The organism is Proteiniphilum acetatigenes DSM 18083, from assembly GCF_000380985.1.
In the GTDB taxonomy this organism is placed as follows: Bacteria; Bacteroidota; Bacteroidia; order Bacteroidales; family Dysgonomonadaceae; genus Proteiniphilum; species Proteiniphilum acetatigenes.
The window spans coordinates 46,084-62,834 of sequence record NZ_KB905692.1 but is presented as its reverse complement, the minus strand read 5'-3'; the positions used below and the strand labels follow the sequence as shown (position 1 = coordinate 62,834).

The window sequence follows — 16,751 nt, the reverse complement described above, 5'->3', positions numbered from 1 at the left end:
CAGTGAACATGATTAAAAGCGAGTTCCATATGATACATTTGAAAATAAAAGTTTTAATCATATGAAAAAAGATATATTACGAACAAGAGCCTATTTCCTGTTTTTATTTTTGGGCATCCTGTTTTGTCAATCCTGTTCATTCTCAAAACAAACAATTATATTGAGTTGCAATGAGCAGAACGATTTATATAATGTGTTGAAAAATAATGGGATTGCCTGCGTTCGTTTCAATACGCCGGAAGAGGCAATTCTCAATGCCCGCGAAGGTAGCGCAGTGATGATATTGGCAGATAATTACCCCACAGAGACAGTGAAAGTGGACAGCATTCTGTTTGACGAGGCATTGAAGAAAAAATTGAGGTTATACCTCGAGTATCCTTCTTCCATTCCGGGCTATGTGTCGCATGGTATCAAAAAAACTCATTGGGAAAGAGCCGTGATTTCTTCAGATTCTTTTGCCCCGGAACTTAAGAAAGACAGAATTCTGGTGATTCATGATTGCCATTTTGTGGATATGGAATTGGATAAGCCGGATATTGTGGTAGCCCGTGTAGCCGGGTTTGATAGTGCGGTGTACGGTTTACCCGAAAAGGTTTCCCCTATCCTGAGCGAGATAAGTCCTCATCCTGAGCAGGGAAAGCTCATGGTCTCAACGACTAAACTGAGTCAGTTCATCACTGCACGATATGCACCGACCGATGCCTGGGACGAAATATGGAATTATCTCCTTGAATGGTTGTTGCCCGACAATAAGATCCGAAAATTAAAATGGCAACCTATAGTGGAGCCAAGTTTTAGTGTATCGGATAAACTGCCTGAGGAGGTTGAACGAGAGGCGCTGAAACGCGGAATAAACTGGTATTTTAATGCAAAAATGATTCTTAGTGAACATGGCAACAGGTTATATGAAAAAGGAGATTTCCCAATGGGTGACAGAATCGGTAAGATATCCGATTCATTAGAGGCTGGAAACGGTTCATACGGAGTGCTTGAGGGGTTAAGATCCAATATTCTTTTTAATGGAACACAGCCGACACTCTGGTGGCGTCGGAACGATTGTAACGGTGAAGTAGCCGGAAGCATCTCTCTGGCAGGTGTTGTACTTGAAAATCCTGATTATTTGAAAACCGGTGAGAATATTGGCAGATGGCTATTCTCATCTATAATGACACAAGAAGAAAGAGCTGATCCTAATAATTCGGCTTATGGTTTGATAGGATGGAATGACATCCCTCATTATTATCAGACTTTGAACGGGTACGATGTCTATTACGGAGATGATAATGCACGGACGCTGTTAGGAATGATTATGGCTGCATCTGCTTTGCAAACGAAGGAATTCAATCAAAGAATTGCGAACGGGTTGTTGGCCAATCTAAGATTAAGTGGTCAGAAAGGTTTTCAACCGGATAGAATAAACCATCCTGAATTAGTCCATAACGGATGGGAATATTACTTCAATTCGAGTAATGTCAGTTACTCCGGGAATTTTCAGGCGTATCTCTGGGCTATTTATCTTTGGGCATATCGGCAAACCGGATTTGAGTTGTTCTTAGAGCGGGCAAAGACTGGTATTTATACCATGATGGAGGGATATCCCCACAAATGGGGTGTTACAGGAATTCAAATGGACCGGGCAAGAATGTTGCTCCCCTTGGCATGGTTATTAAGAATTGAAGATACTTCCCAGCATCGTACCTGGCTTTATGAACTATTGACAGATATGGAACAGGACCCTGTTACAGGTACAATCCCTGAAAGGATCGAAGCTGATAAAAACAATTTCGGAGCCGGCCATTATCAAATACCCAAAACGAATGAGGAGTATGGCGCCACAGAATCTCCGATCATCCAGATCGATGGGGATACCGGTAGTGATCTTTTGTATGCAGTGAACTTTGCTTTTCTCGGTCTGCATGAAGCTGCCGAAGCCTCGGGAGACCCTCTCTTCAGTGAGGCGGAAAACAAACTGGCTGATTTTCTCTGCCGGATTCAGATCAGCAGTGATAAACATCCTGAACTCGATGGAGGGTGGTTCCGGGGATTCGATTACCATCGGTGGGAATATTGGGCTTCAAACGGTGATGCCGGATGGGGTGCCTGGAGCATTGAAAGCGGATGGTCACAGAGCTGGATCACCATGGTGTTCTCTTTACGATTGCTTCAAACCTCCTTTTGGGATTTTACCCGGGAAATGGACTTGAAAAGCTATGTTGATGAGGCTATTAAAGATTATTTTAGAGAATCCGTTGTTGCCAAGAGATGATCTCTCTGCGCACTACTCTTCGATTAGAAATAGTAAACAGGATTTGAAAATAGAGTAACTATATGACAAGAACATTATATTTTTTATTGATACTGCTTATCGCTCCTTTGTCTCTTTTCTCTCAAGCTGAAAAAGATATTATTCTACCCAAACCGGTCTCCGTTGAACTGACAGAGGGAGTATATAAAATTCCTGAAAAAATCAGTATCTACGCTCCCGGGAACATTCTAGAAGCGGACTTTTTTGTGGATGAGGTAAAAGATCAGTGTGGTTTTGACGCTGAAATCAGTTTTGACAAAAAAAGAGCAAATCTGTTTCTTTCAACCAATAAAAAGGTTGTCAAGAAAGAAGAGGGATACCGTTTAGAAATCGGAAACAGAAAAATTGAAATTATCGGGCATGATGATGCAGGAGTGTTTTACGCTTTGCAGTCGCTCTTACAGCTCTACACCTCTGCTAAGGGAAAGGGCGTTTTACAAACACAAATCATTGATGATGCTCCGGTATTCGGGTGGAGAGCTTATCTGGTTGATGAAGCCAGATATTTTAAAGGAGAAAAAGAGGTTTATCAAATACTGGATGAGATGGCTGCCTTGAAAATCAATAGATTGCATTGGCATCTGACAGATGATCAAGGGTGGAGAATTGAAATTAAAAAATATCCCAAATTGACAGAAATTGGTTCAAAAAGGAAAGATACCCTCAAGGGAGGAGGAAGTGATGAAACGATGGGTGAACCTCATGAAGGTTTTTATACGCAAGAAGATATCAAACGAATTTTGCGCTATGCCAAACGTAGACATATCAAAATGATCCCAGAAATTGAAATGCCTGGACATGCCAGTGCAGCAATTGCATCCTATCCATGGCTGGGATCCAAAAAAGAACAAATTGAAGTGCCCATAAGAATCGAAAAGCATTACCCCACTTTTAATGTTGCCAACAGTTGTGTGCAACAATTTCTTAAAGATGTGATTGATGAAGTGTTTGATTTGTTTGAAACAGATGTCATACACATTGGCGGTGATGAAGTAAGGTTTGACCATTGGCAGGAGAATGATGAAGTAAATGAATTGTACAAAGAGAAAGGATTTACATCCTATATGGACGTTCAAATAGACTTCAGTAACATGATGTCCAGGTATATCCAGGATAAAGGGGCCCGGATGATGGGATGGAACGAAATTTTGGGTAAAGCTCTCCATGAAGATGATAATATCTCTTTTGAAGATCCTTCTCAGAAAATTGCTGATAACGTAATAGTCCACTTTTGGAAAGGCGATCCAAATGAAATTGCCAAAGCGGTTGAAAGCGGATACGATATTGTCAATTCCTATCACGTCTACACCTATTTAGACTACAGTTATCAATCCATACCTCTGAAAAAAGCTTACAGTTTCGGGCCTATTCCAGACAATATTCCCGAGGCCTATCGTAGTAAGATAATCGGAATAGGGTGTCAGATGTGGAGCGCATGGACTCCAACGCCAGAATCGATTCAAAAGCAAACATATCCTCGAATTGCTGCTTACGCAGAAGTGGGTTGGACGCAACAAGATGCAAAAGACTACAAAAGTTTTCTTCGTCGATTGAACTATTTCACGGATCGGTGGTCAAGAAAGGGAATAAAGTTTCAGCCTGTAGAAGAAGCAAACTGAGAGTTCTTTTCACGTCTAAAGGGATTTATGGGATTTTTTTGAAAGACTTAATTGAATTAGAAGTAATAGCATGAAAAAGAAAACAATGAATCGCCGGGATTTTATCAAAACCTCCTCCATGGTGGGCATGGGGGCAGCCGTGGGATTATCGCATATTCCCTATAGTTTACAATCACAAAACCGGCAGTCAGCTATTCTTGGCGGGAGACCCTCTTTTGGGGGTTTCTGGCCGGGATGGCCTGTGATTGGTGCTCTTGAAGAACAAGAACTACTGAAGGTATTACATAGTGGCCAGTGGTGCCGCTTGGGGAGCAAAACGACTCCCCGCTTTGAAGAAGAGTTCAGAGGGATGACAGGTTCGGGATATGCCCTGGCCACATCGAGCGGCACTACGGCTCTCTCTACAATGCTTGGTGCGTTGGATATTGGTCCGGGGGATGAAGTAATCCTACCTCCCTATACCTTTATTGCCACCTACAACGTTATTGTCCAGAATTATGCATTACCTATTTTTGTGGACATCGACATCAAAAGCTTCCAGATCGATGCTGCTAAAATTGAAGCGGCGATTACTCCCCATACCCGGGCTCTGATGCCTGTTCATATAGGAGGTTCTCCTTTTGATGTGGATGCGGTAATGAAGATCGCAGCAAAATACAATCTGCCGGTGATTGAAGATGCTTGTCAGGCTCACTTTGCCGAATGGAAGGGAAAGAGTGTAGGTAATTTCGGGGTAGGAGGTGCTTTCAGCTTTCAGGCTTCAAAAAATCTCAATTCAGGTGAAGGAGGGGCTATTATCACCAATAATGAAGATTTTTACAAGAAATGTTACAGTTTCCACCATCAAGGTCAAGGGTCTGACTCGGCCAGCCTTGTCCCCGGTTCCGGTACCCGTGGGTCCAATTTTAGACTTACGGAATTCCAGGCGGGAATCCTGCTGGCGCAAATGACCCGGATACCGGAACAGATAAAGAAACGCTTCGAGAATGCGCAGTACCTGACGGAGATGCTTTCGGAAATACCCGGTATTACACCGGCAAAGCTCTATGAAGGAGTAACCCGTAGCGCCTATCATCTCTATATGTTCCGTTACGATAAGCAACAGTTTGCCGGTATGGATCGCTCGAAATTTATTGGTGCCCTCAATGCCGAAGGAGTTCCCTGTTCACCCGGTTACGTCTCTCTGATAAAAGATGCTTATGTAAGGAATCTGGCTCAGAATAAACATTATCTGAAAATATACGGAGAGAAGAGAATGAAGCTGTGGCTCGATCAGCTCTCCTGTCCTGCGAATGACAGACTTTGCGGAGAAGAGGCCGTATGGCTCACACAGACGATGTTACTGGGCAGTAAAAGCGATATGGAAATGATTGCTAAGGGGATAAGAAAAATATCCCGTGAAGCAAAAGCGATCAGCAAGCTGTAATCAGATATATTGATCTTGCTTTTCAGAGCAGAATCAATCACACAGACAGATATTCATAATGATATGCAATATATTTTTTATGAGGAAAAGAATGCCGTTTATTTCCCTGCTGCTATTCTTGTTTCTGAAGCCCTCCTTTTCCCAGAAAATTTATGAAGTAGGAACGGGACAAGCCAGCCTTGAGCCGGATGGTAAATTCGTATCACTTGCACTTGCAGGATATGCATCTCCCTGGGACGGACGATTTACGATTCAGTGGAATGAAAAAGGAGAGATACCTTCCTTTATCAGTATTACAGGAGGTAAGAATGGTCTTTATTCAGTTGACGGTCAATCATTATTCAGGAGCAGTCTGACAAATCCATTGCGCTGGGAGAAGGTCGGTGATGCTGTTGATATCAGATATATCTCCATCGAAGAGAATATAATCATTGGTATTACTTCGGACGGACACCTGAAAAAGGGAGATTTATCCAAGAAGAGGTTGAAGTGGAAGGAGATCGGCATAACGGGTCGGTCGGTAAATGCAATTACCATTGCCGCGGACAGACTATACCTGGCAGATGGGGAAGGATTATTCTGGATTGCTGATATCTCATCAGGGAAAGTGAAATGGGAGAGGACAGGTATTCCTCTTTTGAAAGAGGTTGCCAGCCTCATTGACGTTGACGAAAAACTGGTCGCATTGACAACTAAAGGTGTTCTTTTTCAGCAAGGTAGTACATGTCAACATAATAAATGGATTAAGATTGGATATAAAAACGGGATAACCGTAGTTGAAGATATGGCAAAGATCGCTGTGGCAAATCATCATATATACGGGATAGACGGGAATAACAGACTCTACATAGCAGAACATTGCAGTAAAGGGGATCTCTCTGCCCGTGCGCTTGCCATCCGCTCCGGCGATAATATAGCGGTGATTGTTGGTCTGGATCTGACAGGAATCAACAATAAGTTTGCCGCTATAGTCAAGGAGGAACTCAACAGGAAGAGAGGTCTTCCCATTTCTGCTATCTTTATCAACTCATCACATACTCACTTTGCTCCCGTTACTCAAAATTGGCCTACATGGCAGGAAAGCAACCGATTACCGGATAGTACCTATCTGTATACGACAGTGAAGGAAGCAATCATCAATGCAGTATGTCAATCGCTCGACAATGTGAAATCCGCTGAACTCTTTTTCGGACGGGGCAAAGCACAACTCGGATATAACAGAAGTCTTCCCGATCGCCCCGATCTTTATGACGACGCGGTAGATGTGATCCGTTTCAGGTATTTGCATGATCACAGTGAGGGATATCTTTTTATGGCAGCCTGCCACCCGGTGTTGGGAACTATCGGAAAACTGAACTTCTCCATCTCAGCAAATTTTCCCGGAGTGGCAAGAAAACTGATTGAAGAGAAAAGAGGCACTTCGTGTACTATCTTTCTACAGGGTACCGCGGGTGATATCAATCCTCTGGATGATTCGGCGGATGTTACAGGCGAGAAGCTGGCTAATGAAGTGATAGCAGTGCTTAACCGGCCCATGCAGCAGATTAGCGGTGCGATTACCACTTTTCTCGATACTATAGAAGTGGATATAGATATGAAGAGCAGGGAGGAACTTCTCGTCTTCATCCGTGATGAAAAGAATAATACAAATGTAATGCTCGCAGAAAGGAATCAGATATGGGGGGAGATTATGCTCAGTCACCTGCAAAATGGGATGAAACAATTTTCGATGCCTGTATATGTGCATACTCTAAATATAGGGAACTGGAAGTTGGTGGGATTTTCCCGGGAAACGACCAGTCCTTACAGTTTTCGCCTAAAGGAACTTTGGCCGGGGAAGATGGTCTCGGTAGCAGGTTACACGAACGATGTCTCGAGCTATCTTCCTACTCGTTTACACATCGATAAGAGAAATTATGAAGGGATGGATTCCTTCTACTGGTATGGTATGCCCGATACCTATCCCCTAGATATTGAAGAGAGGATTATTTCCCAAATACAAAAAAATAACAGGTAAACAATTTATACTTTATAGAAAAACGATCACATTATTTATTTTGAATAGAACTATATATATGGAAAAAATTACTGAACAACCTTCGTTATACCGTGATCTGGAGAAAAAGGGCATAGAAGAACTGACCTCCGGATTGATTACTGAATACAAAAAGATTGCACTGGCTGTAGAAGCAGCAAAGCCGCAACTTGACAGGTTATTGACGGCGGTTGTAAATAAGGTAAAATCGGGGGGAAGAATGATTTATCTGGGAGCCGGTACCGGAGGGAGACTCTCCGTGTTGGATGTCCTGGAACTGCCTACTACCTTCGGGATGGAGGATGATACGATTTTTTCTGTACTGGCCGGAGGAATAGATAAGTTGATCCTAGCGCTGGAGGAAAAGGAGGATGATACGGAAGAATCCTGGGAGATGCTTACCGAAAGGAATGTCTCATCGAGAGATATTGTGGTGGGTATCTCGGCGAGCGGAACCACACCGTTTGTGTTGCACGGTCTCAAAATGTGCAGAGAACATGGTATCACTACCTGTTGCATTGTAAACAATCCGGATTCTCCGATTGCTGGGATGTCCGATTATCCCGTGGAAATAATTACCGGTCCTGAATTTGTTACCGGTAGTACCCGGATGAAAGCAGGTACCTCTCAAAAGATGATCTTTGATATGATCAGTACCACTGTTATGATCCAACTCGGGAGAGTTCTGGATAACAGGATGATCAATGTTCAACTCATCAATCACAAGATTACCGACAGGGCTGTTCACATCCTGATGGATAAATCCGATATTACCGACTATGATCAGGCGCGTGACTATTTACTTCAACACGGGAGTGTGGCCAATGCTCTGAAATCATTACACCAATCCGGGAAATAAATTCCATATGATGGATGTAACATATCCACACAAAAGGTGATACGGCTGCTGTTTTTTACACTATTTTTGATATATAAAGAAAGTAAATAAGAATATTTTACTAAAAAATACCCTGACATGATACTGATTGCCGATGGAGGATCTACCAAAACGAGTTGGTGCTTGTTAACCCCAAATGGACAGGAAACGCTGTTCGAAACCGAGGGATATCACCCTTTTTTTGTGGGAAGTGACTATATCAATGAATCTTTAGAGAATAATATGCCTGAAGGAGTAAAAGAAAAAAAACACCGTGTAGAACGGATCTTTTTCTACAGTGCTGGCGGGGGATATTCTTCCGAGACCGATGGAATCCTGATAGAAGGGATAGGAAGCTTTTTTCCTTCTGCTCAGATCACCATAGAGACTGACCTGCTTGCTGCAGCCCGCGCATTACTTGGAGATAGGGAAGGTTTTGCCGCCGTACTGGGTACCGGTACCAACAGTTGTATCTATGATGGAAAAAATGTGATAGCTAATATCGAATCACTTGGCTTTCTGTTGGGGGATGAAGGCAGCGGCAGCTATATAGGTAAGAAATTGATCGGTGATTATATCCGGGAGGTAATGCCCGATTTAGTTAAGCATACTTTCTTCCATACTTTTCAACTGACAGGGGTGGAGTTGTTGAACAAAGTCTATGAACACCCTATTGCCAACCGTTACTGTGCCTCTTTTGCGAAGTTTGCAGGAAAACATTTACAGGAGGCCGATTACTATTATGATCTGGTATACAATTCTTTTCAGGATTTTTTCCGGAATATTGTGATAAGGTATCCTTACTACCGGGAATACAGTTTCAATTGTGTGGGATCTGTTGCTTATTATTTCCGTGAGATACTGGAGAGGATAGTGAGGGAATATGGAATGAAACTTGGAAATATAGAAAAAGATGCAATGAATGGGTTGATTGCCTACCATGCCACGAAATATCTGAGTATTTAATAACAACTATTTATGAAAGAAATAGTAGAATAAATTCAAAAAGTCATGAAAGAAAAAGTAATCTGTCTCACATTTTTGTTCATTATAACGACTTTCAGTATAATGGCAAAATCCCGACTGTATTTCTACGGAGAAAAATCAAATGACCTCTACCAGCTATTGACCATAAATGAAATTCCATTTATATCCGTCTCATCCATTGATGAGATTGCAAAGCAGTGTAAACAAGGTGATGTCGCGATAATTACATCTCCTGGTTACCCCCATAAAACGGTTGATATCTCACCTGATAGTTACAAACAGTTTTTTAAGAAAAATATCAGAGTATATATTGAATATCCCACGTATTTACCCAATCATTCCATGGATTCGGTCGTACACAAAGGGTTGTTGGAAAGAGGAATCGTCTATTCCGATTTTTTCGGGGAAAAGCTTCCTTCCATGAGCATATTTAGCGTAAACGATTGTCATATCAGAATGATATACAATGTTACCGATACATTGCTTTGCTATGCCAAAGTTGCGGGATTTGACTTCGCTGAATATGGATTAACCAATACCACCGTTTATCCACTTCTTTTCAAGGAAAAGAATATACTGATTGCTGCTTCTTGTTTGTCAAATTTCAGTACAGCCCGTTATGGACCGCATAAAACTATGGAGATCATATGGGAAAAGATCCTCGGATGGTTGACCGGTAACTCGCTTGAGTTGATAAAATGGGAACAGGATCCGAAGCCCATGTACGGAAAAAATGAGAAATTGAATCCCGAGGCGATTGTTCAATGTATAGAAAATGGTCACAATTGGTATTATTCATCGAACCTGTTATTGGATCCTTCCTGGGAGGGTGAGTGGAAAAAATATCAGGGAGATGGTACATTTCCTTTTGGCCCTCCTGTAGGCAATGATAAAAAAAGAGGAGATGGCTCGAATGGGATTTTGGAAGGTCATGCATCCAGGATAAATTATGACGGCACTCAGGAATATCGTTATTGGATGAGAGCTGACGTACAGGCCGAATCGGCAATGGCACTTGCTGCTGGAGGAAGATATTTGCATAGAATGGATTCTGTTCCCGGTAATCTATTGTATTATCTCTATGATTCATCCATTCTTCGCAATGGACCACGCAATGATAAACTGAGTAAATCATACGGCTTAATCGGTTGGTCTGTTACCCATCCGTATGTGTTTTACGGTGACGACAATGCACGGACCCTCCTTGCTACGATAGGAGCCTCTGCATTTTTAAATAAACAGCACTGGAACAATAAAATTGTCGAAGGAATACTGGCTAATTATCGCCTGTCGGGTAAATATGGTTTTCAGGGAGAAAGGCTTAATGAAGGTGATATTATTGAAAGAGGGCTAGAAGTGTATCAGGGCTCAGAATTAACCCATTTGAGCGCTCATTTTGAATCATGGCTTTGGGCTAATTATCTCTGGCTTTATAAACAAACCCAATATGGACCACTCTTGGAAAAAGCAAAGGCGGGCATAAAAATGATGATGGACAATTATCCGGATAATTGGAGATGTGTGCAAAGTATTCAAATTGAAAGAGCGCGAATGATTTTACCTTTGGCATGGTTGGTGCGTGTCGAAGATACGCCTCTTCACAGAGAATGGTTAGAGTTGATGGTATCGGATATATTAAAATATCAGGTAGAATCCGGAGGAATTCGGGAAAGTTTCGGGGACAATGGTAAAGTTGATCTGGGAAAAACCATATCTAATGATCAATATGGTGTATATGAAGCGCCTTTGATCTTTAACGAAGGAGACCCCGCTTCTTGTAGTTTATATACCTGCAATTTTGCCATTTTCGGATTAAACGAGGCATATTATGCCACTGATAATATACAAATTAAAGCTGCTCGTGATAAATTGGCAGAATATCTTATAAGAATTCAGGTAACGAGTGATCGTCACCCAGACATCGCCGGGGCATGGTTCAGAGGTTTTGATTATAACAGATGGGATTATTGGGGTTCAAACGCCGATGCCGGTTGGGGTGTTTGGTCCACATTGGCCGGTTGGTCACAGCCATGGATCTTATTATCCCTAATATTAACTGATAAAGAGGAAAGTTTTTGGGATTATACTCATACTATGTTGGATATGAAAAAAGCGATGGAGGAATCATCCTGGATAGTAGAATAGAGGTTCATCAAAAGTCTTAGAAGCCAAAGTTCGAAAGAATGCAAATCGTACTTTTCGAAGTTGGCTTCTAAGTACTCCAGTGGGCTCAAAAGGGTATTTTATAACAGAATAAAGGGTAACTGTTTGGTTTTGATCGGGGGATGAGGATGGGATGACCAGTCAATCAAGTCTAAACTTTTACACATAAAGAAAAGTATTTGATTTACTTAGTCTGATATATATAATTAAATCGTCCTTCAGGCGCCACATCGCCGTTGATATACCAATCCATCGGATCTTCGGTTTGCATATTGTCAGACCATTTAAATTCAAAATTGAGTTCACCTTTGCGGCCGGAAATTGTTTTCAAGGGAAAACTATACATAAGTTTGTTTCCTTCCGTTTTGACTGTGATTTTACTGATTGTCTTCCATTGCCCATCGGTATACTGTTGCAAGTGTGTTCCCGCATTGATTCTAAAGTCATATCCCATCCATCCGGTAGTGTGATCTCTGTCGCTGTTGATATAGAGCCTCATCCACTGTTCGTCATTACTATTGATAATCGGTTTGGCAGTCTCTGCAAGAAAATAGATCGTTTTTCGGTCTCTTGCTACTTTCAGTATTGTGAAATCATTTCTGCCGGTGGTGTTAGTGTATTGGATATGAGGATTGATTACTGCCGATGGATGATCTCTTTTTTCAGTGTCCTCTTTATAGTCTGTATAGACCGGGGTAACTTCTTCCCAGTTGTTCCATCCTTTGATACTCTTTTCGTTACCGGCTTTTTGTACAGGATTCATACCCTTGTATTTCCGGATGTTTGCCACCATCTGCATATAGTAGTTGTCTTTTAATCCGGCTGTCATTGTGGGTTCTATGTCTCTGCTGTATTCCGGATCAGCCTGGTCGCAGAAGTAGGAGTGCTCCGGATTTCCATCCGTGCTGCCCCATCTTCCGGCTATCCACTCGTTCCATCCGGTGATAAACACAAAAGGAACATCCTGTTGAAGGGCATAATCCCACTGTTCCTGAAAATTATATCCGTAGAGAATATCCTTTTCCGGATTACCCGGGTTGCCATTTCGATAACTACGTCCCCAATTGTTCTTGTTGCCATAAAAAGCAGAACCCCCCATTCCCGCTCCCGGATCAGGGTGCTGGCATACCGACACATTGATGATTTCCCTTTCTCCCCTCCGGTTTTTGTATACATGCTGCGGCCTGATAAAATCAATCCATGGCCATCCGTTATCCTGGATTGGTTCATTGGGCCATTGTGATTCCCTAAAAGTAAAAAAGGGTTGGAACTCTTTTCCGTCGACCTCTTTGGTCCTCCCGATGATAAGGGGTTTTCCTTCCAGATAGTACCAAGTTTCAGGGTATCGGATTGGTGCGTCCAATCGATAAAATGCATCATAAATCTTTTGCATTGTTTTTCCCGATTCTGTATTGGTGTAATAGACTATTTTGGGCGGATTCCTGCCCTGTTGTTGAAGAGTTCGAATGGCCCTCATCAAAGCATCCGATTGCTCTTCATAGATGAGTGTGTTTGTAGCGTCAATTATCAGGAAGTCTACTTGTGCATCGGTCAATAACTGCATATTTCTCAGATGTACCCAGTAATCATCTCCCCTGTAGTAGCCATAAATCGGTTCTCCCCAGAAATAATAACGTCCTCTCTGACGTGATCCCCAGTTTTCGTGATCCCCTTTTTCGAGTACTTCCGGGTGACTGGGAATGATCTTACTTAGATCCCATTTTTGTTCTGATGTTTTAGAGGCATTATCTCCCTGCCAGAGGAAATAAAACATACCAACATTCCTGTTTCCCCTGATATCACCTACTTCCTCATGTTCCGGAAGTATTCTGCCTAACTCATCACATCCTGCCAACGGTTGAATAAGATCTATTGTTTTCGTTTCCTGTTTGGAAAGGAGAGGGGTGTGCACCACAGGATCATTCTTTCTGTCGGAACTGCTCAAAGTGAGAATTGCGAGGAAAAATAGAAAAAAGAAGTATATCGATTTCATACGATTAAATAAAAGTTAATTGGCACTGCCGAATACATTTCTTACTGCTTCCAGATAACCGTATCCCCATGTGATGTCAGGTTCCAGGTAACTTCCTTCAGACCATTCATTCCATGCATTGATGGTGATAATTTTCGGCTTAATAGCGTTCTCGTCGACATAATTCCTGGCTTTTATCAGGTACTTCTCAAATTTCTGAGGAGTTGAGTTATTGATATACCCTGCCTTGAAAGGGAATCGGGGATTGGCATCCCAGCTTACGGTGATGTTGGGATAGTAAGTCATGGAGAACTGATCTCTAAATCCGCCCCACATATCAGTGGAAGCATCCCCCCATACCTCGTAATCTCCATCCGGATTTTGAAGGTGTGCCCAACAATAGTTTGTCAGGCTCTTAAAACCGAAATAACTCAGTACATCATCCTGACTTTTGATCGGATCACCGGGAACACCTTCAATGGTGGAGGGTAGCGCTTCCCATAAAATACTTTGTAGATGAAGTCCGGGGAAACCGGCTTCCACGGTTTTTTGCCTGAAATAGTCAAGTGCTTCTTTTGTCTTTTCCGGTCCTCCCAGTCCATTGATCAGTGTGTTCAACTCATAGATACAGAAGACCGGCTCGCCATCGATTTTAAAATAGGATGGTTCTTTGAAATAGTTGGAGATCACCCGGTCCACTATTATATCAAACTGCTCCCTGTCCACTTCTCCATCCCAGTAAACCGAGTCTACACGAGGATTGTTTACGTCCCAGTAGGTGGTGGCATCGTGATTGGCCCACATAAGATAGAAGTTCATCCGGTCATTGTTCGCTTTAAGAAAACCATCGTTGATGCAACTTTCAAGAAAAGGTGCCTTTTCGAACCAATACCAGTCGAAAATAAATGTATTTACACCGTATTCGAGTGCTGTGGAGATTTTCAAGTCCATATCTTTGGGATTTGCTTCATCGAGATATCCCCAGAGCGGCACCTTGGGTTGTTGATGCCTTTCCTCTTTTGGGACGGCATTGCGGATGATTTCCCATTCACCGGTTTTCTCCGGGAAAAGGAATTCCGATCGTGGCTCATAATGATAGGCAGGCCAGTAAAAGGCTGCAATTGTGTAATCGCTCTCTTTTACGTTTTGTTTTTTATTCTCCGAACAGGAAGAGAGGAAAACAATCGCTGTAAAAAGGATAAAGAACTGAGAAAAATGTTTCATACAATTAAAAAAATAGACTCAAGAACCAAGAATCAAGACATAAGATATTTTTTAATCATAGTCTCGTGTGAACTTGTATCTTATGAGTGTTTTATATGATTGTTTTATTTTTTCCATATCAACCGGTAATTGAACCTTCTGTTAGGTGCGGTATCCCCGTTCAGGCAGAAAGAGATAGGATCTGCCAGTTCTTCCGGATTATCACTCCATTTAAAATCAATTACAAGTTGATCCTGACTGATATTCAGCAGGCGGCGGGGAATTTCAATCTCCATTTGGTTACCTGTGTAGTGGTAAGTAAGGTCACCGGTTTCGATCCACTGTTGACCGTCATATTTCATCAGTGTTGTCATATTTTCACCCTTCACGTTTTGATTAACCAGATAATCATAGCCATACCATCCAGTCTTGGAGTCGTTGTCTGCATCTATCAGTAAAAGCATCCAGTTCTTATCTGTATGTGGAGTAAGAGGTTCCGCCGTTTCCACGTAGAAGTAGATATTCTCTTTGCCAACTGCGGCCTTACCGGTAATGATATCATTCCTGCCCGAGTTGTTGACATACCTGATCCCGGCATACCCTATGGCATCTCTGTGATAGGTATCTCCCCTGGTATCCCTGAATTCATTTCTGATCTTTCCCCAATCACTGAAATTTCCATCGATCACGATCCTATCAAATCCTTTTTGTTCAGGGATAGGACGTACACCCTTATACCTCCTGATATTCTGTGCCATTTGCATGTAGTAGTTATCGGTATAACCTCCTTTCATCGGTTGAATGCCACGATTAAATTCGGCATTGTACTGGTCTACAAAAAAGAAGGGGTTGTCTCTGCCCAGCCAGGGAATGGTCCCTCCGCCATCGGGTTGATATTTTCCGGCAGTCCATTCATTCCAGTCGTTGATATAGAGAAATTCGGGATTGGCTTCAAGTGCTTCATCCCATCTTTCCTGAAAATAGATGCCGTAATCTGTCGGGTTTTCAACCTCTTTCCCCAACCATGGGACATACGCCGATTTGGGCATGTCCTGTTCATTGAGTTCAGGCTGGCCAAACTCTCTGGACCATGATTTTCCTACTCCCATATTTTCATCGGTCATGGTAACGGGATGCTGTGCTGTGGTGACTGCCGCCTGTTCCCTTTTGCCGTTATGCAATGAGAGAAGTTGTTCGGGGGGAAGACTCTTTATACGCTGATCCGCCATACTGTAACCGAAACTCCAGTTGTCTTCAGTACCGATAAAACGTTTCCCGCCCCATTCATAGTATCCCCACCACATTGTCCGCAGGGTGAAAAACTCTTTCACTTCATTGGTATAATCCTGATAAAACTCCTCCGCATAATCAGGATCCTGATAATGAGGATGATCGGGATCTGTGGCTGCAGCAGGGTCATAATGGGGATTAGGGTGCTGGATTCCTCCTCTGTTCGCATCGAGCGACGGTGTTCCATTGTAGAGCAGCAGGGGCTTGCCATCCCAGTAAAACCAGAGGTCACTGTATTTGCCCTCTTTGTAAACCTTGTCATAGAGGTCTTGTACTACTGTGATAGAGGGACCGTTAAAAGACCAGAATGCGAATTGGGGTACTTTGTTTCCCTCTTTTTTCATCTCCTGCATGATACGGAAAGTGACATCCCACTCATCCCAGTATCTGACCGCGTTTGTTACATCCATAATGAGTATGTCCACACCGGCATCTGCGAGCATCGACATATCCTTGCGGATCACATAGTCGTCCTGACTCAGGAAATAACCCATTTCCGGTTCTCCCCAATGATAGGAGTTAGTGTACCATAGCGGGTGGTCTGCTTTGATTCGGGCAGAGGGATCTTTCTTCAATATTTTGGTTACATCTGCATTATAGGGTTGTTCCAGATTTGCCAGTCCCTGGGTATGCCACGTTATATAGAAGATACCGACCACCCTTCTTTGATCTTTTTTTACATCACCTACTTCCTGATGGCCGGGCATCTCCCGGCCAATAGCATCGGTGGCTACCCATGTGTCGGAAAAGAGGTCTCTGTAGTAACTCTCTTCCGTGGAGCCATCCCTGTTCTCTTGTGAGACTCCACACGATAAAAGGATCACCGGAAGCGAGAGAATTAGAGTAATAAATTTGATTATTTGCATATTCGACA

10 protein-coding genes are annotated in these 16,751 nt (G+C 42.6%); 7 read left to right on the top strand and 3 right to left on the bottom strand.

What is annotated here, in order from left to right; genetic code table 11:
- Positions 1-61 precede the first annotated feature (61 nt).
- The 7 genes from F597_RS19850 (at position 62) to F597_RS0100130 (ending at position 11,394) form a co-directional block, all read left to right on the top strand.
- A complete protein-coding gene (locus F597_RS19850) occupies positions 62-2,266 on the top strand; it encodes a hypothetical protein (protein WP_019537678.1) in 2,205 nt (734 codons plus the stop codon).
- 62 nt (positions 2,267-2,328) lie between these two features.
- Positions 2,329-3,924 carry a beta-N-acetylhexosaminidase gene (locus tag F597_RS0100155; protein WP_019537677.1) on the top strand — a complete coding sequence of 532 codons (1,596 nt, stop codon included), beginning with the start codon at positions 2,329-2,331 and terminating at the stop codon, positions 3,922-3,924.
- 70 nt (positions 3,925-3,994) lie between these two features.
- Positions 3,995-5,350 (top strand): DegT/DnrJ/EryC1/StrS family aminotransferase, encoded by a 1,356-nt coding sequence (locus F597_RS0100150; RefSeq protein ID WP_044059903.1) that lies wholly within the window; start codon positions 3,995-3,997, stop codon positions 5,348-5,350.
- Between the two features lie 79 nt (positions 5,351-5,429).
- Positions 5,430-7,367 (top strand): PQQ-binding-like beta-propeller repeat protein, encoded by a 1,938-nt coding sequence (locus F597_RS0100145; protein ID WP_139224119.1) that lies wholly within the window; start codon positions 5,430-5,432, stop codon positions 7,365-7,367.
- Between the two features lie 58 nt (positions 7,368-7,425).
- Positions 7,426-8,244 (top strand): N-acetylmuramic acid 6-phosphate etherase, encoded by an 819-nt coding sequence (locus tag F597_RS0100140; RefSeq protein ID WP_019537674.1) that lies wholly within the window; start codon positions 7,426-7,428, stop codon positions 8,242-8,244.
- Between the two features lie 117 nt (positions 8,245-8,361).
- On the top strand, positions 8,362-9,228 hold the full coding sequence (locus F597_RS0100135; protein ID WP_019537673.1) for a BadF/BadG/BcrA/BcrD ATPase family protein: 867 nt from the start codon (positions 8,362-8,364) through the stop codon (positions 9,226-9,228).
- 102 nt (positions 9,229-9,330) lie between these two features.
- Positions 9,331-11,394: a hypothetical protein gene (locus F597_RS0100130; RefSeq protein WP_139224118.1), complete on the top strand. Its 2,064-nt coding sequence runs from the start codon at positions 9,331-9,333 to the stop codon at positions 11,392-11,394.
- A 202-nt stretch (positions 11,395-11,596) separates the two neighbouring features.
- Here the strand turns inward: F597_RS0100130 and F597_RS0100125 are convergent, their stop codons facing one another.
- From F597_RS0100125 to F597_RS0100115, 3 genes are all read right to left on the bottom strand, one after another.
- Positions 11,597-13,405: a hypothetical protein gene (locus F597_RS0100125; protein ID WP_019537671.1), complete on the bottom strand. Its 1,809-nt coding sequence runs from the start codon at positions 13,403-13,405 to the stop codon at positions 11,597-11,599.
- A 15-nt stretch (positions 13,406-13,420) separates the two neighbouring features.
- The gene (locus tag F597_RS0100120; protein WP_019537670.1) at positions 13,421-14,608 is read right to left on the bottom strand and encodes a glycosyltransferase WbsX family protein; all 1,188 of its coding nucleotides are present in this window, start codon (positions 14,606-14,608) and stop codon (positions 13,421-13,423) included.
- 104 nt (positions 14,609-14,712) lie between these two features.
- Positions 14,713-16,743, bottom strand: a complete 2,031-nt coding sequence (locus F597_RS0100115) for a glycoside hydrolase family 71/99 protein (RefSeq protein WP_139224117.1) — start codon at positions 16,741-16,743, stop codon at positions 14,713-14,715.
- Positions 16,744-16,751 lie beyond the last annotated feature (8 nt).

Coding starts and splice junctions, on each gene's coding strand:
- F597_RS19850 (WP_019537678.1), top strand. CDS start 62: ATGAAAAAAGATATATTACGAACAAGAGCCTATTTCCTGTTTTTATTT.
- F597_RS0100155 (WP_019537677.1), top strand. CDS start 2,329: ATGACAAGAACATTATATTTTTTATTGATACTGCTTATCGCTCCTTTG.
- F597_RS0100150 (WP_044059903.1), top strand. CDS start 3,995: ATGAAAAAGAAAACAATGAATCGCCGGGATTTTATCAAAACCTCCTCC.
- F597_RS0100145 (WP_139224119.1), top strand. CDS start 5,430: ATGAGGAAAAGAATGCCGTTTATTTCCCTGCTGCTATTCTTGTTTCTG.
- F597_RS0100140 (WP_019537674.1), top strand. CDS start 7,426: ATGGAAAAAATTACTGAACAACCTTCGTTATACCGTGATCTGGAGAAA.
- F597_RS0100135 (WP_019537673.1), top strand. CDS start 8,362: ATGATACTGATTGCCGATGGAGGATCTACCAAAACGAGTTGGTGCTTG.
- F597_RS0100130 (WP_139224118.1), top strand. CDS start 9,331: ATGGCAAAATCCCGACTGTATTTCTACGGAGAAAAATCAAATGACCTC.
- F597_RS0100125 (WP_019537671.1), bottom strand. CDS start 13,405: ATGAAATCGATATACTTCTTTTTTCTATTTTTCCTCGCAATTCTCACT.
- F597_RS0100120 (WP_019537670.1), bottom strand. CDS start 14,608: ATGAAACATTTTTCTCAGTTCTTTATCCTTTTTACAGCGATTGTTTTC.
- F597_RS0100115 (WP_139224117.1), bottom strand. CDS start 16,743: ATGCAAATAATCAAATTTATTACTCTAATTCTCTCGCTTCCGGTGATC.